Origin of the sequence: Levilactobacillus lindianensis (assembly GCF_003946095.1) — a bacterium.
GTDB lineage: Bacteria > Bacillota > Bacilli > Lactobacillales > Lactobacillaceae > Levilactobacillus > Levilactobacillus lindianensis.
This window is the reverse complement of record NZ_RHOD01000008.1, coordinates 15,543-39,917: the sequence shown is the minus strand read 5'-3', so window position 1 is coordinate 39,917 and position 24,375 is coordinate 15,543. Positions and strand designations below refer to the sequence as shown.

Here is a 24,375-nt window from a genome sequence, read left to right as displayed (position 1 = left end):
TCTAGGTATTCTGAGCCGAGGTTAAGGCTGAGTTCCCATTGTTAAAGACCACGACGACCGCTGTGGTTCCCCGTTGTGACCGCCCCCATTGCTTTTGCATGTTGGTGGCGCGGGTACTTTGGTAGCTACTAGGGACGGTAATTTGCCCCTTTTCCGCAACTAATTTACTCATGCTGGGAATTGTAACGACGGCTAGAATAACAATTGCTAGCCAGCCAATCACGTTCCAGATGTAATGCTTATTCATCCATCGCACGCTGTGAAACCTCCTAATCAATTTTTAAAAATTTATCTATTCTGCTGAATGACGCGTTAGCCAGGTGGTCCAATCCAGTTGGAGGGGTTGGTTCTCTGCCGTAGGTAAGATATCCCCAATCGACAGTGTGGCTAATTGTTCTCGATACCGTTGCTCAGCTTCAGCGAAGACGGCCAAAGCCGTTGCAACCGGACGCTGACTCTCAAAGTCTTTTAACGCATACGTCTTGATAAACGCACTCTCTTTGCCAAAACCAAAGACCTTGGAAACTAGACCGGTACTCTTGACGAAGGGTGTCTCAGTCTCGATGGCCTTGAAGACATCCAGCAGTGTAATCTGCTTGGGGTCTCGCGCCAAGACGATGCCACCTTCACGACCGGAAACGGTCTTGACGATGCCACCACCCGCTAACTTCTGGACAACCTTCTTCAAATAACTGGTCGAGATTCCCAATCTCTCGGCCACTAAATGGCTATGTAACGGGACTTTTCGGTCTTGAATTCCCAAGATCGCCACGATACAAAAGGCCTGTTCCAAACTCGGTTTGCTCTTCACGGTGGCCCTCCTTTCTCACGAAGTCATTTCTTTTAAACGAGATACATTATATCCCCTTTAAAAATTATTGCAAGACTTTTAAAGAATAAATTAAGTCTACCGGAATCATTTTTCAGTGTAAACGGTTTCAACTCGGCAATTTATTTTTGCGGAAATTTTGACCGTCTTTTAACGGAATTATCTGTAACCGAAGCTAGCCGAAAATAAAAAAAGCACCCGCTGCTCACCACAAAAATTGCAGTGAACGCCAGGTGCCTCTCAAAAGTTAAGCTATTCCAAGAAATCCTTCAGTTGCTTGCTCCGTGATGGATGACGCAACTTCCGTAAAGCCTTGGCTTCGATCTGACGAATCCGTTCACGGGTAACCCCGAAGACCTTGCCGACTTCTTCCAAAGTCCGCGTCCGGCCATCATCGAGTCCGAAACGCAACCGCAGTACATTCTCTTCCCGATCAGTCAAGGTGTCCAAGACACTCTCCAACTGTTCCTTCAAGAGTTCATAGGCCGCATGATCGGCAGGACTCGTCGCATCTTGGTCTTCGATGAAGTCACCTAAGTGAGAGTCATCTTCTTCACCAATAGGCGTTTCCAGAGAAACGGGTTCTTGCGCGATCTTCAAGATCTCACGAACCTTTTCCGTTGGCATGTCCATTTCGGCCCCAATTTCTTCAGGCGTTGGTTCCCGCCCTAAGTCTTGGAGTAATTGCCGTTGAATCCGAATAAGTTTGTTGATGGTTTCAACCATGTGCACAGGGATCCGAATCGTCCGTGCTTGGTCAGCGATCGCCCGTGTAATGGCTTGCCGAATCCACCAAGTAGCGTACGTCGAGAACTTGAACCCTTTACGGTAGTCGAACTTTTCGACGGCCTTCATGAGCCCCATGTTCCCTTCTTGAATCAGATCCAGGAATTGCATCCCCCGACCCACGTAACGCTTGGCGATGGAAACCACCAACCGCAAGTTGGCTTCAGCCAACTCTTTCTTGGCAGCTTCTTCACCCTTTTCGATCCGCAAAGCCAAAGCGACTTCTTGATCCGCCGTTAACAGGCTAACCCGACCGATTTCCTTCAGGTACATCCGGACAGGATCGTTAATCTTAACCCCGGTCGTTGAACCGGCAGCCTTCAATTCCTTCTTAGAAACGGCCTTTTGGGCTTTAACCGCCCGTGGGTCTGGCTCACCCTTAGCATCAACCACGCTGATCCCAGCATCGGAAATTGTTTCGAGCAATTTATCCATCTGCTTAGCATCCAGCGTGTACGGGGTAGCCACCTTATCAGTCAAATCATCATAGGTGATCTGACCTGCTTTCTTGGTGTTCTTAATCAGAGCACGCACCGTCTTGTTGTATGCTTTCTGGTCAAACATTGGTTGATCCGTGGTTTTTTTTGCCATTAAAATACCCCCTAGACTAAACTGGTTTATTCGCCTGTCGCTGCCGCTCTAACTGCACAATCTCAACCACGAGTTGGCGCTGTTGGTCGGCATCACCTAAGCGCGCAGCCTCCGCCAACTGTTGTTTCTTTTGTCGGAGTTGCGCATCGACTGGCGCTTGGTCCATAATTACCGCTAAATAATCATCGATTTCCCGCGGGGTTACCGCCGCGGCCATGTTGATCGTTTCTAAGTCGATAACCATTTGCTGCAGTCGGTCTTCTTGAACGAAGTCCGTAAACTGAGCGGCCTGATAATCTTGATGCATTTGGAAATAGCCCTGGGCCAGGGTATAAATCACTTGATAATCCTCATGAACAAAGCTGAAATTCGGCACATCACTCAACCGCGTCCACACGTTTCGATCGTGTAAACACCGATACAGTAAACTCCGTTCGGCTCGTTCGAGGCGGTTCAATGGCCGTTGCTGTTGATGCACGGTCATTACCGGTTCGCTAGGCGCCGGCTGTTGTTGCTGCGTCGGTCGCTGACGTTCCTGTTGTGCCGCACTGTCTCGCTGGACCTGTTTGAGTTGGGCCAGCAAGGCGGCCTTGTCGATCCCGAGCTCCGTCGTCAACTGATTCAAGTAAAGATCAAGTTCAACGGGTTCGGTGACCTGAGCCAGCAATGGCATGACCTGATTGACATAGGCCAACCGCTCACTGTCCGTGTTCAACGCCTGAGAACGCCGCAAATACCGCAATTGGAATTGCAACGGTGGTTCCTTAGCGGTCTCGAGCATTTGTCGAAACGCTTCGTCACCGTGTGCCTTACGGTATTCGTCCGGGTCCTCCCCCTCAGGTAACTGAATCACCCGCAATTGCAGATGACTGTGTTCTCCGAGGAGTCGCAGTGCCCGGTCGATGGCCCGTTGTCCGGGTTCATCCCCGTCGTAACAGACATTCAACCGATCGGTCGTCCGCTCAATAGCGTAGATTTGCTCGGTCGTGAGACTCGTTCCCATGGAGGCAATCCCATTCAGCACGCCCGCTTGGGTGGCCGAGATAACATCCATGTACCCTTCAAACAACGTGACTTCCCCGGCCTGGCGAATTGCCGGCCGTGCAAGGTCGAAGTTGAAGAGCAAACGACTCTTGTTAAACAAACTGGTCTCTGGACTGTTCAAATACTTGGGTTGATCCGGCGCCGTCTTCAGTAAACGACCGGAGAACGCCGCCACATGTCCGCTCGCATTTCGCAACGGGAACATGACCCGTTCCGTGAACCGGTCACGCAATTCACCGTCAGCATTTTCAATAAAGAGTCCCGTCTGGCGCAACAGTTGGTAGTCACTCTGCCGTTGCTCGAAGAACGGTTTCAATAAACGTTGCCCGGGTGCAAAGCCCAATTGATAGGTTTCAATTGTCTCGTCGGTCAAGCCCCGGTCGTGGAGATAATCCAGAGCCGGTTGTCCCATCTCGGTGTTCACCAGGATGTGGTGATAGAGTTTGGCGGCCTGCTCGTGCAATGCCAATAGCTGTCCTGTCTTGGAGTCCACCGCTGGCCCCGTCGATTCCTGCCGGTATTCACTAGCCAGATCAACGTGACTAAAATCGGCGACCTTCACCACGGCCTCCGGGAAAGAGACGTGCTCAAGTTCCATCAGAAACTTAAAGACGTTTCCCCCGCGACCACAGCTGAAGCAATGAAAAATCTGTTTGTCTTCCGAAACGGAAAACGACGGTGTCCGTTCCTCATGAAACGGACACAGCCCGAATAGGTTTTTCCCGGACTTTTTGAGTTGCACATACTGACCCACGACATCCGCGATATTCGTGGCCGTCCGAACCGTTTCAATGACGTCTTCAGGTATCTTTGCCACCCAATCACTCCCTTATCGTGGATGACCCTGACTCACCATAGCCTTGAAAAGTCGCACCCCGGAAACCCGAAAAGTGCGACTCTTTAATTAGAATTCGTGCGCAAAAATACACTATACATACTACTCCTATTACGGCGCATGTCAACTCATAAGCCTCTCTGGTAACCCATGGTTTCAGTATACCGCACGCCGCCTCTCCTGTCCGTTTACGGGGTCCATTGTTGCTATAAAAACGGTGACCAATGACTGAATCGGCCACCGTTAACGCTCAATGCGCCATTTTTGATAAATGATGGGCGTAGAACACGGTCACCGCCGCCATAATCACGGTTCCAACCCCCATGACGATCAGTCCCCAAGTATCCCCCAGTAAGCCGGCTGAAAGCAAGATGGCCATCCCCAACAGAAAGAATAACCGCCCGCCTAAAACATTCGTCTTGTGCCAGATAACTGGTGAAGCTGCCGTCGACGGAATTCGAATGCCAATGACACCATTTCGTGGCATATACATCATGATAACCCCTAATAGACTAAAGATAATGCCAGCGCCCGCCACACTAGTCAGCGGGTAGGCCGCGATTAGAACGCGTGGTACCGCCAAGTAAATGACCTGATACAAGATGAGTAATATATTGGCATCGCGGGCGATATAAGTGGTCTGATTCGCTGAGAACCGGGCTGGTAATGCGCTCGGTAAAAGCCCAGCAATTCCGACAAATAGCGTCAGTACCAATAAGAGTTTCTCCGACCGAATGGGCTCGCTCAGGCCCCAACGCAGACCAGTTGCCTGCGCGTCCCACAATAGAATAATTAAAACCACATTACCTAAACACAATTGCCAATTCTTGACTCGTAACCGTGGCACTAACATCCTCACCGTCTCCTTTCTAGGCGGGCAAAACCCGCCTACACCTGAGACGATCATAGTTGCCTGGGAAACACGTCCCCAATAAAGAAGTTAGATTGGGTAGTACCCAAACCAAGTCATTTCGACCCCTCATCCGAAATCACTTTGACCAAACAAAAATGGCCGTGACCCACACCAAAAGTGTCAGTCACAACCATTTCAACGGATAGGAGACAATCCTCAGACCCACCAGTAGCGTCAAATCTATATAGCCGAAACGTGTGTCCAAAGGCAGCTGGTTCCGCTTAAACCTGATAACCAAACAATCCAAGCCTGGGATTATTCGGTTATCAGCCTTAATGCTCGCCAGCTAACCGCCTTTTGACCCACTCTTTCTATTTAACGATTAATTGGTCCAAGTCACCCAACTTCAAAGTCAGACGAGCTAAGCCGCTCAATTCGGTTAACCGGTTATTCCGAACGGCATCGTTCTTATCCATAACCATCGTAGCTTCAAAGTAAGCCGCAATCGTCGGTTGAATGTCAGCTAAGGCTGCGTAGAGGTCAGCCAGCGTCTTGTCAGCGGCGGTCGCTACTTCAGCAACACCTTGGTGCAAGGCACCCTCACTGTCATTTTCAAACAGATCGGTATCAACCGTGGCCGTCGCCAATTCGGCTGGGGCCTTCTGCGCCAAACGAATGACCCGCGTCAAGGACTCAATAACGGCCTTGAAGTTGGCATCGTCGGCATGGCTAGCCAGAATGTCGGCAGCCGTAAAGATCCGCAGAACATCGCTGCTAGAACTGTTGGTGACGGCATCAATGATGTCGTGACGTTGCTTAGCAGAACGCAAGATCTTCCGAATCCGATCCTTCACGAAACCAATCACAGCGTCGATTTGACTAGCTTGATCAAGCTGAGGCGCCACTTTAGCGTCCGCTTCGGCCGTGATGAAGGCCTGAGCCAGGTCAGCAATTGGCAAGGACCACTGTTGGTCGGTAACAATCCGCACAATTCCGATGGCCTGACGGCGTAAAGCGTAAGGGTCATTGGATCCACTAGGAATCATACCGGCGGCAAAGAAGGTCAGGATGCTATCGAACTTGTCAGCCAAGGCCAATACGGCACCCGGCACGGATTCTGGTAAGTCCCCGTTAGCGGAGATCGGTTCGTAGTGTTCACGAATGGCCTGGGCCACGGCTGGGTCTTCCCCGGCCAGTAAGGCATACTTTTCACCCATGACCCCTTGTAATTCGGCGAACTCGCCAACCATCCCGGTAACCAGATCGAACTTGTAGATCTCACTGGCACGCAGGGCGGCCTGAGTCTGGGTATCATTTAGGTGCAGGTGCTTGGCCAGCACGCCCACGATGGCCTTGACCCGATCCATCTTTTCAGCCATCGTGCTGATCTTATCATGGAAACTAACTGACTTGAGTCGTTCCACGTAATCGGCAATCGACTTCTTCTGGTCTTCGGTGTAGAAGAACATGGCGTCTTCCAACCGTGCCGTCAGAACCTTTTCGTTCCCAGCAACGACGTTTTGCAGGTCGTGGTCGTTCCCATTACGAACAGAGATGAAGTTAGGCAAGAGCTTGCCCTCGGCATTCCGTGCGTAGAAGAACCGTTGGTGATCACGCATCGAGGTAATCAAGACTTCTTCGGGAATAGTCAGGTACTTCTCATCGAAGCTCCCGGCAAAGGCAGTTGGCCATTCGACCAGGTTGTTAACCTCTTCCAATAACCCGCCGTCGATGGTAACCGTCCAGTTGTTATCGGTGGCAATCTTTTCGATTTGGCTCTTGATGAGCGCCTTACGCTTGTCGGCGTCGGCAATCACGAATTGAGCCGTAAGATCGGCTTCGTAGTCGGCTGCCGTGGCAATGTCCACGTCGGTCCCTAAGAAACGGTGACCGCGAGTGTTGCGGCCGGTCGTGACGTCCAAGATACTAAATGGAATCACGTCAGCATCCAGCAAGGCGACGATCCAGCGAATTGGTCGGATGTATTCGAAGTGATGGGTGCCCCACTTCATCATGGTTGGGAAGGTCATGGCGGTCACAATGTCCTTTAACCCAGCCAAGACCGCAGCGACGGGTTCGCCAGCGATGAACTTGTCAACGTAGACGTATTCCGTCCCCTTAATTTCCTTAAACGTAATGTCGTCAGGAGTCAAACCTTGCCCGCGGGTAAAGCCAATAGCGGCCTTCGTCCAGTTGCCATCGGCATCCTGAGCAATCTTCTTGGCGGGACCCTTAACGGATTCGCTAATATCTTCCTGCTTGTCGGCTAAACCACTGATTTGGATGGCCAACCGGCGAGGCGTTGAGAATGGCTTGATGTCATCGTAAGCCACGCGCTGTTCCTTTAAATAATCTGCCGTCCGTTTAACCAGTTGTTTGATAGCTGGCGTTACCACGTGGGCTGGCATTTCTTCTAGTCCAATTTCCAGTAAAAATGTGTGTGCCATTATTTTTTGGCCTCCTCGTCGTCTGCTAATAGTTTTGTCCGCAGGGCTTCATCCTTGATCAGTGGGAAACCACGCTTCTTCCGTTCGTTAACGAAGGCGCGAGCCACGGCACGTGCCATGTTCCGGATACGGGACAGGTAGCCGGCCCGTTCAGTCACGGACACAGCACCTCTGGCATCGAGCAAGTTAAAGGTATGGCTACACTTCAAGATGTAGTCATAGGCCGGGTGAACCAGGCCGTTGGCGATTTGCTTCTTGGCTTCATCTTCGTATTCGTTGAAGTGCCGTAACAGCATGTCTTGGTTGCTTTCTTCAAAGCTGTATTTGGAATGTTCGTATTCAGGTTCCTTGAAAATATCGCCATACTTAACGCCATCGGCCCACTCCAGGTCGAAGACGGAGTTAACATCTTGGACGTAAGACGCCAGACGTTCCAAACCATAGGTCACTTCGGAAGTGACGGGATCAACTGCCATCCCCCCAACGACTTGGAAGTAAGTGAACTGAGTGATTTCCATTCCGTCCAACCAAACTTCCCAACCAACACCGGCACAACCCATGGATGGGTTTTCCCAGTTATCTTCCACGAAACGAATATCATGTTCGAGTGGGTTAATGCCAAGTTCCTTCAGACTGTTCAGGTAAAGTTCCTGAATGTTATCTGGTGAAGGCTTCATGACCACTTGGAATTGATGGTGTTGGTACAACCGGTTAGGATTTTCCCCGTAACGACCATCGGCTGGCCGGCGGGAAGGTTCAACGTAAGCGGCGTTCCAAGGTTCTGGTCCGATCGCGCGTAAGAAGGTGTAAGGACTCATCGTCCCGGCCCCTTTTTCGGTATCGTAAGCTTGCATCAGCATGCAGCCCTGTGCGGACCAGTACTGTTGTAACTTCAAAATGATTGCTTGCATGGACAGTTTTTCTGTCATGGGTGCTGTTTCCTCCTTGTGTGGTTGCCAAGCGACTAAATTCGGCCGTTTTGGTCAATCGATTAAACAAATAAGCGCGCAAAAAATCCCTACGAGAATTCACTTAGGCAAATTCACGTAGGGACGAAGTTTTAATTTCGCGGTTCCACCCTACTTCTAGTCAGACGTGACTAGCAGCTTACTTGGAAACGACTCCGAATGTGCCAACTCACCACGCCTTGGGTTCGGCTTACACTTTCCCGAACTCGCTTAACCAACCACGCGGTAACTCTCATTCATCATAATCGACTTATTTAACTGAGTTTTATGATAGCTGTCTGGGACGGGGATGTCAATGGTTGACCCCCATTCTTCTGGCTAGTGTTCTCGCCGACGGTTACCCAGTCCCAGCCACCCGAGAATCGCCAGTAGCCATCCCCCGATCACCGTCCAGAGCTTTGTACGCTCACCGGTCTGTGGCAGGGTCGCTTGGTGTTGTGTACTGGTCTGACGACTGGCTTTTAATTGGCTGGTTATCGTTGTCGGACGCATTGCGGGTCCAGCCGAACGTACCCCTATTGCCAAACGTTGGCCTGTAACTGCCTGTCCCGTTGGCTTACCATGACGGTTAGCCTGCTTCTGAGCGGCCTTCTTAGGTTGTGTGGGTCGCTTGATCGGTTGGGCCGGCTTGATTGGCTGAACCGGTGTGACTGGCGTCGTGGGGTCGACCGGATTGACTGGTTGACTTGGCGTGACGGGATCGGTTGGGGTGGTGGGTGTCGACTGTGGCGTCCCATCCAGCGTCAGCTGCAAGACACCATAATTCCCAGAGTTATCGCCGGATGTTCCCGAGGTCATCATGACTGTCAGCTTTTCTCCGGTAAAACCATCGGGTAACGTTAAAGAATCCTCAGTTGGATTGTACGTTACTGGCGTGTCATCAAGAGTAAATGTCAGATCGTTTAAGGCCAAATTGGTTGGCATAACTTTGTTCAAAATAGCCTGCTTAACGCCAATGAACTTACCGTTAACTAATTTGACTGGCACCGTTAAGGTTTGCTGAGTTGCGAGAGCCTCGTCATCGAACGTGTTCACCGGCAAATCAGCCTGAATATGTTGCAGATTATTTTGGACAAAGGCACCGTTCCCAATACTATCCGGGACGCCTAGAAAGTGGACACCTGTTAATTGATTTTGCAAAAAGGCACTAGCCCCAATTGTTTTCACACTGGCTGGAATTGTCAACATTCCACTGAGTTGGTTTTCATCGAATGCACTCGTCCCAATCGACTGAACCTTATCCGGAATTATCAATGAGCCCGTCAGGTGGTTACCATCCGATGCCCCGCCAAAGGCTCTGTTACCAATGGTTTCGACATTGGCTCCCAGCTTCACTCCGGAGAGATGATTGCCGTCAAAGGCGGTGTCGCCAATGCTAATCACGCTATCTGGAATATCGATGGTACCCTGGAGGTTGTTAACATTAAAGGCATCATCCCCAATCGTTTCAACATTCTTCCCAAGAATGAGACTGCTAATAGCATCATTTACAAATGCTGCCGGTGAAATTGTCTTGACACTGTCTGGAATAATCAGCGGTCCGCCGGATAGGCCACCCGTTAAAGTTTTCATATGCGAAAATGAATTGATACCAATTGTTTTCAGCTGTGCCTTGCCAGTTCCAAAAGCCAGTCCGGTTAATTGATTATTAACAAAAGCCATCATGCCAATCTCTGTGACACTATCTGGAATCGTCAAATCACCACCAATGTTGTTTTCTTCAAATACCGCATTACCAATCTTCACAAGATCGTTATCCAGTGTCAATTGTGTGGCACCGTTATTTAAAAAGGCTGAATCACCAATCTCTCGCACATGATCTGAAATAACGATATCCTTCAACTGATTTCCTAAAAATGCACCGTTACCAATTGTTTCTAAGGCTCTATCAAATGTAATTGTCTTCAGAAAGTTATTCTGAAAAGCCCCATTACTAATATTAATCAAACTATCCGGCAACTTAACACCAGTTAGGCCCTTCTGACTAAAGGCCCCCTCACCGATACCAACCACACTCAACCCCTGATAGCTGTCTGGAATCGTGATATCAGTATCACTACCAGAATAGGCTGTAATGTCATAACCGGTTGTATTCCCATCTTCATCCACATGCTTCGTGTACGTAAACCCCGCAGAATCTGTTACCGGCTGATTGTCGTCAGAACTCGTGTCCGCTGGATCAGTTTCTGTTGGGTCCGACGCGCTTGGCGCTGCCATTCGTGCTGAGAACGGCCCGACTTTTCCTTTCGACTTTGGCTTAATAGACTCACTGCCATCAGAAGCTGCTTGTCCATCTCCGGTGTCATTCTCTGCACTTCCAATACCATCATTAGAGTTGCCAGCCCCATCGGTTGTTTTGTCTGAACTAATGGTGCCAGTCTTCTCAGCTCCCGGTTTATTCTCATTAACCACCTCTGCCGACTTAGTAACCCTTTCGGCTGGCTTCTCACCAGACACCGCCGTGGGTGCTTGATCATCGGTTGCAGCTTGGGCTGGCGTCACACCACCCACGAGAAGTTCGGTACTGAGAACCGCCGCGGCCACACCTACAAACAACCATTGCCGACGATGGGAAACTTGTAAATTTTTAGCTTGTTGCTGAAAAACTGACATTGACGAGGCTCCTTCAATTTGTCCACATTTTTAGATCAAACTTATTTCAAAAATCAAATGCATCTTATGCATATAATCTCATCGTACCACGTCAAGTTCAGTTTTCCAGGTTAACCAATTGTCACCCCATAAAACTATTTTTAGTTTAAATTAGCCAACCATTAAAGTGCCAGGCTTCCCTGACTTTTATCACCGTAACGCGTTCTTTGAGAGTAAGCACTTTCGTAAAAATGTGATAGTTTCATAAATATTTGATAAGTTTGCCAGTTCGACCCTCTCGCCAACAAAAAAGTCACATCCGAGTGATTAACTCGAATGTGACACCATCTGTCTCTTAAATTTCGCGGAAAAACTTCTTGAATCCAAATAACTTGTCAATCCGCGCTTCATATTCGGCTGGAATCTCCAAATCAACAGCCTTCAAGTTATTCTGTAACTGGGCTGGCTTACTGGCGCCGATGATCAGGCTGGAAATTCGGGCATCTCGTTTGTCCCAAGCCAAAGCAAAGGTTGCCAGGTCCGTATTTAACTCTGCGGCCATCTTCGACAGTTCTTCAACCTTCGCTAGATTTTCAGGAACTAACTGTGCCTGTAAGTCTGGTTGGAACGATCCGCGTGACCCCGCTGGAACCGGCTGTCCTTGACGGTATTTACCCGTCAGTAAGCCCTGAGCCAGTGGCGAGAATGGCACGACCCCCAAACCCAGTTCGCCACACAAATCCAACAATTCATGTTCAATGTAGCGGTCAAAGAGGTTGTATTCAGGTTGCACCACGGTAATCGGGTGGAGTCCCCGTTCCTGAATAATCAGTTCTGCCTTAAGAATCTGTACCGGTGTCCACTCGCTGACCCCGTAATACAGGATCTTTCCTTGGTCGACTAACCCACTCAAGGTCTCCAGCGTCTCTGCCAACGGTGTCTGGGTATCAAAACGATGACAGAAATACAGATCCAAATAATCTGTTTGTAAATTAGTCAATGACTGATCAATCGACTCGGTAATGTGTTTCCGCGACAGGCCGCGGTCATTAACCCCTTTGCCTGAAGGAAAATAAACCTTACTCGAGACGACCAATTCCTTACGGGGAAACTGTTGCAACGCCTGGCCCAGAAACCGTTCGGCCCCGCCGCCACTATACACATCCGCACAATCAAAATAATTAATCCCACGGTCATAGGCTAATTGGACGCTCTGCGCTGCCAGTTCCTGTTTGGCCGGATCACTGACATCCGTCAACCAACTTCCTAATGCAATTTCACTCACCTTTAAACCTGACTTGCCTAATTGCCGATACTTCATCTGTACGCCCTCCTATTCATTGGAAAACAATAAGATTTTGATTAGAAAACGATATGAAGTTAGTTTACCACGTCTGAACTCGTGCGACCAATTATTCAGTCAGGCCGGCCACTATTTCAGGCCAATCCTCGGCGATTATCCCAGTAAACCAGCGCGATTGCCGGTAAGGTCACGGCCATGACGGGATAGAGCCAGGACCATGGTAGATAGGTTGTGATGACCCCCGCCAGCATGGGTCCCAGGGTCATCCCCAGGTCAATCCCAATGTAGAAGGTACTGTTGGCCAACCCCCGATCGGCCTTAGGAACCAATGTCAGCGATTTAGCCTGACAAATGGAAAACATCAGACCATAGCCGGCAGCCAGACCCACAGCGCCGACGATGAGCATCAGCCAATTATCCATATCGGTTAGGCCGACGATCCCAATGAGGTTACAACCGAGACAGATCCAAAAAAACTTTTTAAAGGGAACGCGGTCAAAGGCGTCGCGAAGAATGAGCCGCATGGCCAGTAACACCAACGCGTAGACCGGGAAGAAGGCCCCGGCTGGGATCGCAAACCCCCGGTGAAAGACGTAGCTCACGATATAGGTCTGCGTCGCAAAGTAAGGAAGTGAAAACAGCAAGAGAATGGCGGCAACCGGTACGACCTTGGGTTGAACCAACCGAATCTTCGGGTGCTGTCGCTTAGTCTTTTGATAATCGGGATGCGGAACACTCTTATCCCCGACAAATTGAATGGTCACCAAGAGTAAGGTCACAAAGCCTGCGGCCACCCAAAAGACACTACGATAGCCAAGACGATGATACAGGTAAACACTCACTGCAGGACCAATCGCCATTCCCAGGGCATTGGCAATTCCATAGATTCCCATTCCGGCACCGATTCTGTCGGCTGGTAGCAGACTAGCCATCCAAGTGGCCATGCAGACGGAGCACAACGTATAGCCAACCCCATTGACGACTCGCCACAACATAATTAGAGGTACCGACGTCGTGACCCCATACCCAATACAGGCAATGAGAATCAGACTGCCCCCAATCAAACTCAACCGATACTTCGAAAAACGGTCGGTGAGATTCCCAGCCACTGGTCGTAGCAGTAACGAAGTGAGGTTCATCATCCCCGCCACAATTCCGGCGAGAACACTGTTCGCTCCCACGTTATTCGAGAAGCCAGCGATGATGGGATTGACCATCATGGGACTCATCAGGAAGAAAAAACTCGACGCCAAAACCAATTTGACATCTCTTGTATACAGCCGTGTCTTCAAACGCCCTCAGTCCCTTTCTAAATTCTGTTCGATTCGGTCCAACATAGTGAGGACCGCTTGCTGTTCAGCACCCGTAAATCCGGTAAATAAGGCTTGACTCGTATCTTTAATGTAATCATCTAGTTGGTGGCGTTTCGCTAACCCGGCTTCGGTAAACCCGACTAACTTTTCGCGCCGGTCGGCCGGATTGGCTTCTAACACCAGCAGGTTCCGATCGACCATCCGCTTCACAACTAACCGAGCTGTCTGGTGAGTCACCTGTTGGCGATCTTTAAAATCGGTGATGGTGCTGTGGGGAAAATCACCGAAGAAACGTAAGGCATCGGCCTGTTCACTCGTTAAATTCAGGTGTCGCACGAACCGATTCCGCCGATTGCGAATCTTCCGTCCCAGTAGGACCAGTTTCCAAGACACCAGTTGATTGCTATCCATGTGATCACCTCTACAGTTAATTGTACAACTAGCTGTATAATTTTAAAAGCATCGGCCCCAAACACCGATCCCCATAGCTTCCCCCAGTTGGATCTCATCCACCATCTAGTCGTCAGAGCACACCCAATCTAAACCAAAAAAGCGGTTCAAACCACTCGCCAGGAGTCGGTCTGAATCGCTTTAAGCTTATTGTTCTTTGGGTTTGTCTGCCGGTGGCATCGTCATCCGAGCCGACCAGGATTGCATCTGATCCAAGAAACGCTTACTACGGGGATGAACCCCGATCTGACTGTCGTAGATCTCATCCATCAGTTGTCGCAAGGCATGTTCCGTCTGCGGTTTTACCTTGATGGAATGCAGTCGATCTAGGTCCAAGACGGAGAACTGCCGCAGATAGTAGATCGTCCGCTGGGCTAAGTGGAGTCGCCGGGGATCGCGTTGCCAATGCTGTTGACACAACAGACCCCCGTAACTTTCCGAGTAGTCGAATGGCAAATCGTTCCGGCCACAGATCGCACACCCCTGGAGCTGCGGTGCCACCCCGAAGGACGGCATCAACTGGATCTCCATGATGTTGGTGACGATAGCAGCATTCACCCCGTCGTCAATCAACGTCAGCGCCCGTTCAACCTTGTGATACCATTCCGGCAACGGTTGGCTATCCGGAAAAGCTGCATCGACCAGACTCATGACGTAGGTCGCATAGGCATTCTTAAAGATATCGGCAGAGATATTCTGAAACTGATGTGTCTCACGGGCCGTTCGAATGTAGGAGAGCCCATCGTCGGCAATATCACCGACATAACCGCCCACGGTAAACGGAAGAATATCCGCCACCATCTTGAAGCCTCGTTTCTTAGCTCCACGAACCAAAAACATTTTTTTACCGAACTCTTGCGTCAAAAACTTCACCAGGAAGTCTCGTTCGGCATAGTCACGGCGAAATAAAAGGATGCCGTGAAAATCCGTAACATGACGTGCCACACCGCATCCCTACTTTCCTTCAGTTTTAAAGATCGTCTTTCCGGTAACCGTAGCTCTTCAGCAACGTGGACTTGTCGCGCCAATTGGGCTGAACCTTGACCCACAGTTGCAGGTAAACCTTGCTACCGAGCAAGTGTTCAATATCGCGACGCGCTAACGTCCCGATCTTCTTGAGCATGCTTCCACCCTTACCGATCATAATACCCTTTTGAGTTGGGCGATCGACAATGATTGTAGCTTCGATGTGGACGTGATCCGTGTCCTCTTGCTTCATGCTTTCGATTTCAACGGCCACTGAATGCGGCACTTCCTCACGCGTTAACATGAAGATTTTTTCACGAATGAGTTCACTTACCACGAAACGTTCCGGATGATCGGTCACTTGATCTTCGGGGTAATATTGCGGCCCATTTGGCATCTGGTCAACCAGATCACTCAGGAACTCATCGACGTTATTCCCCTCCAGAGCGGAGATTGGGTAAACGGCCTTCCATGGGATGGCGGTCTTGTACTGTTCCATGATTGGCAACAGATCGTCGGGATGGATCTGGTCGATCTTGTTGATTAACAGATAGACCGGTGCCTTGATATCTTTCAAGCGGTCAATGATAAAGTTGTCTCCGGCTCCCCGCTTCTCGGCGGCGTTAATCATGAACAACACGGCATCGACTTCGTTTAAGGCTGACAGGGCCGACTTGACCATGTAGTCACCCAGCTTGTGCTTCGGCTTATGCACCCCAGGCGTATCGATAAAGACGATTTGTGCTTCGTCTGTCGTGTAAATTCCTTGAATCTTGTTCCGGGTAGTCTGTGCCGTATCCGACATGATGGCAATCTTTTGGCCAATCACGCGGTTTAAAAACGTTGACTTCCCCACGTTAGGCCGGCCAACAATGGCCACGAACCCTGATTTGTAATTTGGATTATCCATATTTTCCTCCACTTAAAACCAACGACTCAGCGCTGGTAACATCACGAGTGCCCCAACAATCACCGCAAAGGTCGCGGCCAGCAGCACCCCGCCGGCGGCCACATCCTTGGCACGTTTCGCTAAATCATGATAGGTTGTCCCCACCACTAGATCCACGACGGCCTCCACAATGGTATTGAGGGTCTCCGCGATTAACACCAGAAAGATCGCTAACATCAGCCACAACCACTCGTTAACATCGAGTCGTAAGACCAGGCCGGCCAACACGGCTACCGTGCCGAAGGCCAGGTGCTTACGAAAGTTGCGTTCATAGTGAAACAGGGCCCGTAGGCCATCCCACGCGTGACCCAACGACTGAACAAAGGCCCGATTCTTCCCGGTTTGTTTTCGTTTATCGCTTGAGGCCATAGGCATCCAAGATGTCCGCCTGAAGCTTAAACATCACCTTTTCATCTTCCGGCTTCATGTGATCGTAGCCGTTGAGGTGTAGGAATCCGTGGACCACGAGAAAACCGAGTTCCCGTTCGTAGGAATGACCCAAGTATTCCGCCTGTTCTTCAACCTTATCCATCGAGACAAAGATATCCCCGATGTTTTCGGGAATCTCCGCTGCCAGCTCGTCATCCATGACAAGTGGAAATTCAGCGGCTTCATCGTCGTCATCTTCAATCGCAAAGCTAATGACATCGGTTGCCCGGTCAACACCGCGGTATTGCTTGTTGATCCGGTGAATGTCTTCGTTATTCATTAACGTAACCGACATTTCCGTATTGTCGGCCAACTTTAGGTAGTCTCCGGCATAGGTTAACACGTCTTGAATCAGCTTCACGTGCTCTGCAGGCACGCCATCTTTGGTCTTATCAAAAATCTCTAAATCCATTATTTTTTAGCTCCATTTGGTTTAGTATCGTTAGCCTCGTAAGCGTTGATGATGCTGGCCACGACGGGATGCCGGACCACATCATCTGAGCTAAAGGTGACGAAGTTAATGTGTTTAACGTTTTGTAAAATGTGTTGCGCCTGAATCAACCCCGACTTCGCATTGTGGGGCAAGTCAATCTGGGAGATATCCCCGTTGACGATCATTTTGGACCCAAAGCCTAGCCGCGTCAGAAACATCTTCATCTGCATGTTCGTGGTATTTTGCGCTTCGTCCAAAATAACGAAAGCTGATTCCAATGTCCGCCCCCGCATATAGGCTAATGGGGCGATTTCAATCACGCCGCGATCCATTAGCCGCGTCGTATGTTCTGCCCCGAGAATAGCATACAAGGCGTCATAGATTGGTCGCAAGTAAGGGTCGACCTTCTCCTTCAAGTCCCCTGGCAAGAACCCAAGACTTTCACCGGCTTCGACGGCCGGACGGGTGATGATGAGCTTCTCCACATCCCCACTCTTCAGTGCGGCCACGGCCATCACGACAGCCAGGAAAGTCTTCCCAGTCCCGGCTGGTCCAATGCCGAAGGTAATATCATTGTGTTTGATCGAATCAATATACTGGCGTTGACCGAAGTTCTTGACCCGCACAGAGCGGCCCTTCGCATCACGAATCAGCGTTTCGGTGTAGAAGTCTTTAAAGTAAGTCAGCGTGCCCTTCTGAGACATCTTCATCGCACTGAGGACATCGGCGCTGTTCAGCTTGATGCCCTTGGCCAGGAGATCACTCATGTTGCCTAGAATAGCCAACGTTTGGTCAACCGCTTCGGTCGTACCAGCGACTTTGATTGAATTGCCAAAGGGCTTGATCGTCACGTTAAGCCCTTCCTCAAGGATCGTTACAAATTGATCCTGAGCGCCCAATAACCCCATTTCGTCCTCGGGCCGTTCTAAGATATATTCTTTTTCAATCGTTGCGTTCTCAGTCAAATACGGTGGCTCCTTTGTTTTTAATTAGTGTCTGATAGACAAATTTTAGCATACTGCCGGGGATTGTAAAAGGATTCGGCGTGAAAAGTCGCTGGTGCTCAGTTGATTGGCAACTTGGGCAAGTGAATTGTCCGTTCCAACACCAAGCGATCCCGCAAAACTAAGCCATTTTCGAGAATCGTTTGACTGTAGTTTCGAGTAAAGTAATCTGTGTCGACCCGCACCACGCGAAATCCCTGTTGCTGGTAGAGGTACAGCTGCATCAGACTGGTGGTTCCTGTCGCAATCCGCACCGTGCGATAGCCATGCTCGATGGCCCACTGTTTGGCAAAGACCAGTAAGGCACGGCCGTATCCCTGTCGTTGCTTAGCCGGCGTGACCGCCAGGGCCATGATTTCCACTGTCAATGGCGCCTGAGGCTTTAAGACCAGCATCCCTGCAAGACCCGTGACGTCCTTCGCCGCATAAACGGTACTGACCGGCACGTAGTTATCGATTAACCGCTGGCTAGGATCTGCCAACAATAAAAGCCGATTCTCTTCGGTTGTCGGCGTTGTCACCCGTTGATAAGTTAACACCATTGCGTCCACCTCCTCAGATTGAAAAGGCCGCCACGAGAGCTCGTGACGGCCACAACCCGTTGGCCTGTTACACCACGTCGGGTCTCTTCATTACTTGTTCAATTGCGCCTTAACGGTCTTGTTGACCAAGGCGCCATCGGCCTTGCCCTTAACCTGTGGCATCACAACACCCATGACTTTACCGAAGTCGCTCATGCCGCTAGCGGAAACCTTGGCAATACCATCAACCACGATCTTAGTGATTTCGTCTTCGCTCAATTGCTTGGGAGCATACTTTTCAACGATCGCAATTTCTGCCTTAACGCCTTCAACCAAGTCGTCGCGGTTACCCTTGGCAAATTCTTCCATGGATTCCTTACGTTGCTTCAACTCACGGGAAACAATGGTTAACTCTTCGTCACTTGATAGGTCATGGCCCTGCTTAACCTTTTCGTTGGTCAAAGCAGCCTTCATCATCCGAATAACATTCAGGGATAACTTGTCGTGAGCCTTCATAGCGGTCTTTAAATCAGTGTTGAGTTGGGTTTCTAAACTCATTACATTTCCTCCTAAAAATTCAATCTTAAGATTAAGTTTACACCTTATTGGCGGTGGCGTCAGGTAAAGATACCTTTCCCGAGGGGCTAAAATTGTCTTTCCGGGAACGATGCGGTAGTCTGGAAAACATGAAGGGAAGTCTTAGTATGACAGATATGCGCGCCATCGGTGTCACTCAGTATCGGCCGATCGCAGATCCGAAGAGTTTTACGACCTTCTTCGAACCGAAACCGACACCCACTAACCATGATTTATTGGTTAAAATTATCGCAACTTCGGTCAATCCGGTCGATACTGGCGTTCGCCAAGGAATTCAAGATCCGCTAGATCAGCCCAAGGTCCTGGGATGGGATGCTTACGGTACCGTAGAGGCCACTGGCGAGGCCGTCAACCTCTTTCAACCAGGGGACCGGGTCTTTTATGCCGGTTCCTTCATTCGTCCAGGAACGGACAGTGAGTACCAGCTCGTGGACGAACGCCTCGTGGGTCACGCCCCCAAGAATTTAAAGCCTGCAGAGATTGCGGCCATGCCCCTAACCAGTCTCACGGCTTGGGAGGCACTCTTCGAGCAACTTGGGCTACCACTAACCCCTGACGCTGAACCGGCACCCAAGACCATCCTCATCATCAACGGTGCCGGTGGCGTCGGATCCGTGGCGACGCAATTGGCCCACCTAGCTGGTCTCAAGGTCATCGCCACGGCTTCTCGCCCAGAAACCATTGCTTGGACCAAGGCTCATGGCGCAGATGCCGTGGTCAACCACCGGCAAGACCTCGTCCGGCAGGTAAGTGATCTCGGTTACCAGTACGTCGACTATATCCTAGAGCTCAGCGACCTCAACCAGCATTGGCAGGAGATCACGGCCCTCATTGCTCCCAGCGGACACATCGTTTCCATTACGGGAAGCGACCAGCCCCTCGATCTACGCGCCCTAAAGCAGAAGCGCGCCACCTTCGCCTGGGAATGGATGTATACCAAGTCCTACTATCAAACAGCCGATATGATCAGCCAACACGAAATTCTCGAACAAATTAGCCAATTTCTCGATAACGGTAAATTACAATCGACCTTGACCAAGACCCTGCATCCCATCGATGCCGCCAATTTACGAGCCGCCCATCAGCTCGTTGAAAGCCACCACATGATGGGCAAAGTGGTCCTGACTAACGAACTCGAGTAACAACAAAAAACCACCAACCGAAAACGGTTGATGGTTTTTCTTTAAGCTTGCAAAAAGAACTTAGAAACGCTTCTTTTTGGCCTTACGCTTACGCGCAGCTTCTGATTTTAACTTTTTCTTCACACTTGGTTTTTCGTAAAATTCACGCTTACGGTATTCTTGTAAAGTACCGCTACGGGAAACCGTACGTTTGAAGCGCCGAAGAGCGTCGTCAAAAGACTCGTTTTTGCGAACGACTGTCTTTGCCATATAAAATTCCCTCCCTCCGAGCACAAATAATAACACCAATTGGATTTCATCCATCGGCGTAACGGTTCTTAACTATTATACATAAACTGCTAAACCGCGTCAATAATGCCAGCAAATAAAATTTGAACGGATTTGGTCGCCGGGGTACACTATAAGAAATAACTAGAGGAGTTGGGTGCTATGCCAAAGATTGCCATATTTATTATCTCCGATTCATCCGGTGAGACCGCGCTAACCGTGGCCCAGACGGCCGTCTCGCAGTTTCCCAAGGTCGAAGCCAGCTATCAACGCTTCCCCTTCATTCAGACGGATTCCATCCTGGAAGGGATTCTCAACCTGGCGAAAAAACAACGTGCCATGATTTTTCACACGTTGGTTAATGCAAAATTAAGTGCCCACGTCAAAGACTTTGCGACTGCCAACCGGTTACAACAATTCGATTGTATTCAACCAGCCATGGGCGTCCTGCAAGCGGCCACGGGATTGACCCCCGTCGAGGTCCCCGGTCTGGTGCACAACTTAAATGACACCTACTTCGACCGCATTGCTGCCATGGAATTTGCCGTGGCTTATGATGATGGGAAAGACCCCACCGGCCTGCTTAAGGCCGACCTGGTCATTCTCGGCGTCTCCCGGACGTCTAAGACCCCACTGTCACTCTTCTTGGCCAACCGGGGCTTGCGTGTCGCAAACCTCCCTCTGGGGCCCACGACGCAGCTACCAGACGAACTCTGGCAAGTTGACCCCAAGCGGATCTTCGGCCTGACTAACCGACCCGAAATTCTGCGTAAGATTCGACAGGAACGGATGCTGTCCTATGGCCTTCCAGCCGACAGTGCCTATTCAGATACCGACAAGATCAGTTTAGAACTCGATTACGCGCAACAGCTCTACAAGAAGATCGGGTGCCTGGTCATCGACGTGTCCAACAAGTCAATTGAAGAGACCGCTACGCTCATCATGGAGAGCGTAGATTATGATTTGATTCCCCACTCCTTGACCGATTAACCAGACTCTAAATCTAAAATCACGTTCCGCCTTTGTTGGGCAGAACGTGATTTTTTATGGTGTTATCGAATCAAATAGGCATCTACCGGATTTCCAGCTAACACATCGGCCTCTAAATCTGGATTGAACTGTTGGGCCTTCAACATGGCCACTTCGTACCCGTGAGGATTGACACCGTGTTTACGATCGGGACCGATCACGGGCGTCTCCATAATCTTCGGCACCGCCGTCAATTGGGGATGATGAGCAATGCTATTTAGCACATCAAAGCCTAACGTTCCCAATCCGATGTTGGTGTGGCGGTCCTTATGACTTCCTTGCGGATTCTTGGAGTCGTTAAGGTGAATGACCTTCAGCCGATCGACGCCAATGATATGGTCGAATTCATTGAGTACCCCATCAAAGTCCGTAGCAATGTCATAACCCGCATCGCTCGTATGACAAGTGTCGAAGCAGACCGACAGCCGGTCGTTGGCGCTGGTAGCATCCATAATTGCGGCCAGTTCTTCAAAGCTCCGGCCAACTTCGGTTCCCTTACCCGCCATGGTTTCCAAGGCAATCTGAACCGGCTCATCTGCTGCCGCCAGAATCTCATCGAGACCCTTGGCAATCTGAGCAATCGCGGCATCTGGCCCCGCCCCAACGTGTGCGCCCGGGTGCAAGACAATCTGAGTGGCCCCCAACGCTGCGGCCCGCTTGATTTCAGCCGTCAAAAAAGCTACTGCAAAGCCAAAATTCTGAGGTTTGAGCGTATTCCCAAGATTAACCACGTAAGGCGCATGGATCACCACTGCGCGTTGGTTGTGGTCGGCCATAAAGGCCTGACCCGCCGGAATGTTGAGCTCTTCGATGGGCTTACGCCGGGTATTCTGTGGCGCCCCGGTATAAATCATGAAGACATTTTCACCGTATTGAGCCGCCTCCTGGGCCGACCCCAGAAACATGGGTTTTCCCTTCATGCTGACGTGTGAACCAATTAGAAATTCTGACATATTTATTCGTCCTTTCCACTGATGATTAAGCCTGCGACTCGTTGACTGGCTGTCCCATCTTCCCACTCGCAGAATTTGTGGGTAAAGGCCGCCTGTTTCTCACGATAGTCCGGGAAGCCTCCCTGTTGTCGCCATTCGTCCAGCTGGTCGTAGAAGGCCGCCGCTGTGGTGACTAAGGGACCTGGAATTTCCTTTTGATAGTCGAAATAGAACCCGCGAAGCTGATCGCGATAGTGTTCCAGGTCGTAGGCAAAGAAGAGTTGGGGCCGTTTTAAATTCGCAAAGTCGAACATGACCGACGAATAGTCCGTAATCAGGAGATCCGTAATCAGATAGAGTTCGGCAATGTCCGTATCGGCCAACACGGTGACGCGGTCCTCATAGCCGCGAATATTCACGGCATCCTTGACCAGATAATGGGGCCGAATGATCAGGTGGGTTCCCGCTGGCACATGCTTGAAGAACTCCCCCAGGTCAAACGGCAAATCAAAGCGATAGACGCCCTCGCTCACGGCCATGTCGTCACGCCAAGTTGGGGCGTACGTCACGACGGGGCCTTTCACCGACCCCAGTAACCGTTGCCGAAGAGCGGCCAACTTAGCCGGCTGATTTTCGGTATAGAGTACATCATTTCTGGGATAGCCCACCGTGAGAAAATGTCCTCGATAACCAAACGCCCGTTTAAAGATATCCCGTGAATACTGGTTCGGCGCAATCAGGTAGTCCCACCGCGAAGATGCCGTAACAAACTGCTGATGGTAATCAGCTGTAGACGTTCCCGGTATGGCTACGTGTTCGATATCGGCTCCCAATTTCTTCAGCGGGGTCCCGTGCCACGTCTGAATGGTCCGGGTGTGGCGGTTAGACCGCCACCAATTGGGTAACCGCGAATTCAACACCCAGTATTGCGCTCTAGCCATGAGCCAGACCCATTTAGGCGTGAACCGTCGAACCAATTGGACCTCAGGATACTGCCGCCTTAGTTTGGCGTACTCCCTAGGTTTCACACTGAAGTAAGCTGTCTGGCGATACCGCGGGTCACTGGCCACCAACGCCCGGTAAATCGCTGCCGGATTGTCGTTGACGTCCTTCCCGTTAAAGCTTTCAAAGAGGACTAGTCGCTGTTTAATGGGTAAACAAATAAGCCCATCGTTCAAGACGATGAGCCCATAACGAGCAACTAGCTTCAATGACTGAGTAATCTTGCGAACTGCCTTAGTCATGACGCGTGCTCCTTTCAAATTCAACTAGATTAAATCAACGAACCGTGACCGGAACTTGAAGTGCAGGTGTGATCCCACTAAGAAGACGATGAACACGAATAACCAAAATTCTAACGTCAACAGTGGCCGATCCCAGAACCAGCCCGTTCCCAGGAAGGATTCCCGGAAACCAGAAACGATGTAGTAGTAAGGGTTCAATTCCAACAAGTGCACGAATGGTGCGGGGAACGACGTCGTCACGAAGTTAAACAGCACCCCGGACATGTAGAATAACATCCGCATCAGGGATTGCAGCAAGATGTGGTAGTCTCGAACCAACACACTGATACAAGAGTTGAAGATCCCTAAGGCCACTAACATGCAGATCATTGCGAAGAAGTAGTAGATCCACTGTAACCAAGACACCTTGGGGTAAACGCCATTCAAGGCCCCGATGAAGACGGAGAAGACCATCATCGTCCAGAAAGAACTCAGATTGCTGACGATCTTAATCGTTGGTAAAGCAGAGACTGGGAACTTCATCTTGGCCACCATGTTGACCCGTTGGAAGATACTCTTTGAGGCATCCAAAGTTGCCCGGTTCATGAAGAACCATGCCGAGTACCCGATAACCATCCATGGTAAGTAACTGACCCCGTTCAATGGTTGACCATGCTTCAGACCAACACCGAACACCAACCAGTAAATCCCGATTTGAATTAAGGGATATAAGTATTCCCACATTAAACCTAAGTAATGACTCTGATAGCTGGCTTGGTCCTCATAACGAGAGATCCGTAAGATAATCCCCAAGCTTGAAATTTGCTCTTTAAATAAGGTGATAACCTCTTTCAAGGCACTGCACTCCTTTA

Annotated in this window: 24 protein-coding genes; 2 read left to right on the top strand and 22 right to left on the bottom strand. The window is 50.2% G+C overall.

Annotated elements, in window-relative coordinates:
- Position 1: 1 nt before the first annotated feature.
- From EKM70_RS11485 to EKM70_RS04585, 18 genes are all read right to left on the bottom strand, one after another.
- On the bottom strand, positions 2 to 256 hold the full coding sequence (locus EKM70_RS11485; protein WP_225416377.1) for a hypothetical protein: 255 nt from the start codon (positions 254 to 256) through the stop codon (positions 2 to 4).
- 36 nt (positions 257 to 292) lie between these two features.
- Entirely contained in the window at positions 293 to 811 is a 519-nt protein-coding gene (locus EKM70_RS04665) for an RrF2 family transcriptional regulator (protein ID WP_125545718.1), read from the bottom strand.
- Between the two features lie 270 nt (positions 812 to 1,081).
- Entirely contained in the window at positions 1,082 to 2,212 is a 1,131-nt protein-coding gene (gene rpoD, locus EKM70_RS04660) for an RNA polymerase sigma factor RpoD (RefSeq protein ID WP_404819856.1), read from the bottom strand.
- A gap of 10 nt (positions 2,213 to 2,222) precedes the next feature.
- Positions 2,223 to 4,067 (bottom strand): DNA primase, encoded by a 1,845-nt coding sequence (gene dnaG, locus EKM70_RS04655; protein WP_125545716.1) that lies wholly within the window; start codon positions 4,065 to 4,067, stop codon positions 2,223 to 2,225.
- Between the two features lie 268 nt (positions 4,068 to 4,335).
- The gene (locus tag EKM70_RS04650) at positions 4,336 to 4,938 is read right to left on the bottom strand and encodes an SdpI family protein (RefSeq protein WP_164506331.1); all 603 of its coding nucleotides are present in this window, start codon (positions 4,936 to 4,938) and stop codon (positions 4,336 to 4,338) included.
- A gap of 371 nt (positions 4,939 to 5,309) precedes the next feature.
- Positions 5,310 to 7,385: a glycine--tRNA ligase subunit beta gene (gene glyS / locus EKM70_RS04645; protein ID WP_125545713.1), complete on the bottom strand. Its 2,076-nt coding sequence runs from the start codon at positions 7,383 to 7,385 to the stop codon at positions 5,310 to 5,312.
- Entirely contained in the window at positions 7,385 to 8,314 is a 930-nt protein-coding gene (gene glyQ, locus EKM70_RS04640) for a glycine--tRNA ligase subunit alpha (RefSeq protein WP_125545711.1), read from the bottom strand. The genes glyS and glyQ overlap by 1 nt, the downstream gene beginning before the upstream one ends.
- Positions 8,315 to 8,671: 357 nt before the next feature.
- A complete protein-coding gene (locus tag EKM70_RS04635; protein WP_125545709.1) occupies positions 8,672 to 10,966 on the bottom strand; it encodes a leucine-rich repeat domain-containing protein in 2,295 nt (764 codons plus the stop codon).
- 334 nt (positions 10,967 to 11,300) lie between these two features.
- On the bottom strand, positions 11,301 to 12,266 hold the full coding sequence (locus EKM70_RS04630; RefSeq protein WP_125545706.1) for an aldo/keto reductase family protein: 966 nt from the start codon (positions 12,264 to 12,266) through the stop codon (positions 11,301 to 11,303).
- A gap of 116 nt (positions 12,267 to 12,382) precedes the next feature.
- Positions 12,383 to 13,540, bottom strand: a complete 1,158-nt coding sequence (locus EKM70_RS04625) for an MFS transporter (protein ID WP_125545704.1) — start codon at positions 13,538 to 13,540, stop codon at positions 12,383 to 12,385.
- 6 nt (positions 13,541 to 13,546) lie between these two features.
- Positions 13,547 to 13,972 carry a MarR family winged helix-turn-helix transcriptional regulator gene (locus EKM70_RS04620; RefSeq protein ID WP_125545702.1) on the bottom strand — a complete coding sequence of 142 codons (426 nt, stop codon included), beginning with the start codon at positions 13,970 to 13,972 and terminating at the stop codon, positions 13,547 to 13,549.
- A gap of 186 nt (positions 13,973 to 14,158) precedes the next feature.
- Positions 14,159 to 14,956, bottom strand: coding sequence for a DNA repair protein RecO (gene recO, locus EKM70_RS04615; RefSeq protein ID WP_125545700.1), 798 nt, complete (start codon positions 14,954 to 14,956; stop codon positions 14,159 to 14,161).
- A gap of 25 nt (positions 14,957 to 14,981) precedes the next feature.
- On the bottom strand, positions 14,982 to 15,887 hold the full coding sequence (gene era / locus EKM70_RS04610; protein ID WP_125545698.1) for a GTPase Era: 906 nt from the start codon (positions 15,885 to 15,887) through the stop codon (positions 14,982 to 14,984).
- Between the two features lie 12 nt (positions 15,888 to 15,899).
- A complete protein-coding gene (locus EKM70_RS04605) occupies positions 15,900 to 16,301 on the bottom strand; it encodes a diacylglycerol kinase family protein (protein WP_125545696.1) in 402 nt (133 codons plus the stop codon).
- Positions 16,279 to 16,767, bottom strand: a complete 489-nt coding sequence (gene ybeY / locus EKM70_RS04600) for an rRNA maturation RNase YbeY (RefSeq protein ID WP_125545694.1) — start codon at positions 16,765 to 16,767, stop codon at positions 16,279 to 16,281. Before ybeY ends, EKM70_RS04605 begins: the two co-directional genes overlap by 23 nt.
- Complete coding sequence (locus tag EKM70_RS04595) at positions 16,767 to 17,753, bottom strand: PhoH family protein (protein WP_057878761.1); 987 nt, start codon at positions 17,751 to 17,753, stop codon at positions 16,767 to 16,769. Before EKM70_RS04595 ends, ybeY begins: the two co-directional genes overlap by 1 nt.
- A gap of 98 nt (positions 17,754 to 17,851) precedes the next feature.
- Entirely contained in the window at positions 17,852 to 18,334 is a 483-nt protein-coding gene (locus EKM70_RS04590; protein ID WP_125545692.1) for a GNAT family N-acetyltransferase, read from the bottom strand.
- 90 nt (positions 18,335 to 18,424) lie between these two features.
- A complete protein-coding gene (locus EKM70_RS04585) occupies positions 18,425 to 18,871 on the bottom strand; it encodes a GatB/YqeY domain-containing protein (protein ID WP_125545690.1) in 447 nt (148 codons plus the stop codon).
- Between the two features lie 155 nt (positions 18,872 to 19,026).
- Between EKM70_RS04585 and EKM70_RS04580 the strand changes: the two genes are divergently transcribed.
- Positions 19,027 to 20,052: a zinc-binding alcohol dehydrogenase family protein gene (locus EKM70_RS04580; protein WP_164506332.1), complete on the top strand. Its 1,026-nt coding sequence runs from the start codon at positions 19,027 to 19,029 to the stop codon at positions 20,050 to 20,052.
- A 60-nt stretch (positions 20,053 to 20,112) separates the two neighbouring features.
- Here EKM70_RS04580 and rpsU read toward each other — a convergent pair whose 3' ends face one another.
- Positions 20,113 to 20,301 carry a 30S ribosomal protein S21 gene (gene rpsU / locus EKM70_RS04575; RefSeq protein WP_011667518.1) on the bottom strand — a complete coding sequence of 63 codons (189 nt, stop codon included), beginning with the start codon at positions 20,299 to 20,301 and terminating at the stop codon, positions 20,113 to 20,115.
- Positions 20,302 to 20,481: 180 nt separating this feature from the next.
- Here rpsU and EKM70_RS04570 point away from each other — a divergent pair, with 180 nt between their 5' ends.
- Positions 20,482 to 21,309 carry a pyruvate, water dikinase regulatory protein gene (locus EKM70_RS04570; protein WP_125545686.1) on the top strand — a complete coding sequence of 276 codons (828 nt, stop codon included), beginning with the start codon at positions 20,482 to 20,484 and terminating at the stop codon, positions 21,307 to 21,309.
- A gap of 62 nt (positions 21,310 to 21,371) precedes the next feature.
- On the opposite strand, the gene EKM70_RS04565 is transcribed toward EKM70_RS04570, so the two are convergent.
- Genes EKM70_RS04565 through EKM70_RS04555 form a run of 3 tightly spaced genes read right to left on the bottom strand, consistent with a single transcriptional unit; the run spans position 21,372 to position 24,358 of the window.
- A complete protein-coding gene (locus EKM70_RS04565; protein ID WP_125545684.1) occupies positions 21,372 to 22,301 on the bottom strand; it encodes a deoxyribonuclease IV in 930 nt (309 codons plus the stop codon).
- Between the two features lie 2 nt (positions 22,302 to 22,303).
- Positions 22,304 to 23,524, bottom strand: coding sequence for a CDP-glycerol glycerophosphotransferase family protein (locus tag EKM70_RS04560; RefSeq protein WP_125545682.1), 1,221 nt, complete (start codon positions 23,522 to 23,524; stop codon positions 22,304 to 22,306).
- Between the two features lie 24 nt (positions 23,525 to 23,548).
- Positions 23,549 to 24,358, bottom strand: a complete 810-nt coding sequence (locus EKM70_RS04555; RefSeq protein WP_125545680.1) for an ABC transporter permease — start codon at positions 24,356 to 24,358, stop codon at positions 23,549 to 23,551.
- Positions 24,359 to 24,375: the final 17 nt, after the last annotated feature.

Bases quoted from the DNA above. Each gene is read 5' to 3' on its own strand.
- EKM70_RS04650 (WP_164506331.1), bottom strand. From the start codon at position 4,938: ATGTTAGTGCCACGGTTACGAGTCAAGAATTGGCAATTGTGTTTAGGT.
- glyS (WP_125545713.1), bottom strand. From the start codon at position 7,385: ATGGCACACACATTTTTACTGGAAATTGGACTAGAAGAAATGCCAGCC.
- glyQ (WP_125545711.1), bottom strand. From the start codon at position 8,314: ATGACAGAAAAACTGTCCATGCAAGCAATCATTTTGAAGTTACAACAG.
- EKM70_RS04635 (WP_125545709.1), bottom strand. From the start codon at position 10,966: ATGTCAGTTTTTCAGCAACAAGCTAAAAATTTACAAGTTTCCCATCGT.
- EKM70_RS04630 (WP_125545706.1), bottom strand. From the start codon at position 12,266: ATGAAGTATCGGCAATTAGGCAAGTCAGGTTTAAAGGTGAGTGAAATT.
- EKM70_RS04620 (WP_125545702.1), bottom strand. From the start codon at position 13,972: ATGGATAGCAATCAACTGGTGTCTTGGAAACTGGTCCTACTGGGACGG.
- era (WP_125545698.1), bottom strand. From the start codon at position 15,887: ATGGATAATCCAAATTACAAATCAGGGTTCGTGGCCATTGTTGGCCGG.
- EKM70_RS04605 (WP_125545696.1), bottom strand. From the start codon at position 16,301: ATGCCTATGGCCTCAAGCGATAAACGAAAACAAACCGGGAAGAATCGG.
- ybeY (WP_125545694.1), bottom strand. From the start codon at position 16,767: ATGGATTTAGAGATTTTTGATAAGACCAAAGATGGCGTGCCTGCAGAG.
- EKM70_RS04590 (WP_125545692.1), bottom strand. From the start codon at position 18,334: ATGGTGTTAACTTATCAACGGGTGACAACGCCGACAACCGAAGAGAAT.
- EKM70_RS04585 (WP_125545690.1), bottom strand. From the start codon at position 18,871: ATGAGTTTAGAAACCCAACTCAACACTGATTTAAAGACCGCTATGAAG.
- EKM70_RS04580 (WP_164506332.1), top strand. From the start codon at position 19,027: ATGCGCGCCATCGGTGTCACTCAGTATCGGCCGATCGCAGATCCGAAG.
- rpsU (WP_011667518.1), bottom strand. From the start codon at position 20,301: ATGGCAAAGACAGTCGTTCGCAAAAACGAGTCTTTTGACGACGCTCTT.
- EKM70_RS04570 (WP_125545686.1), top strand. From the start codon at position 20,482: ATGCCAAAGATTGCCATATTTATTATCTCCGATTCATCCGGTGAGACC.
- EKM70_RS04565 (WP_125545684.1), bottom strand. From the start codon at position 22,301: ATGTCAGAATTTCTAATTGGTTCACACGTCAGCATGAAGGGAAAACCC.
- EKM70_RS04560 (WP_125545682.1), bottom strand. From the start codon at position 23,524: ATGACTAAGGCAGTTCGCAAGATTACTCAGTCATTGAAGCTAGTTGCT.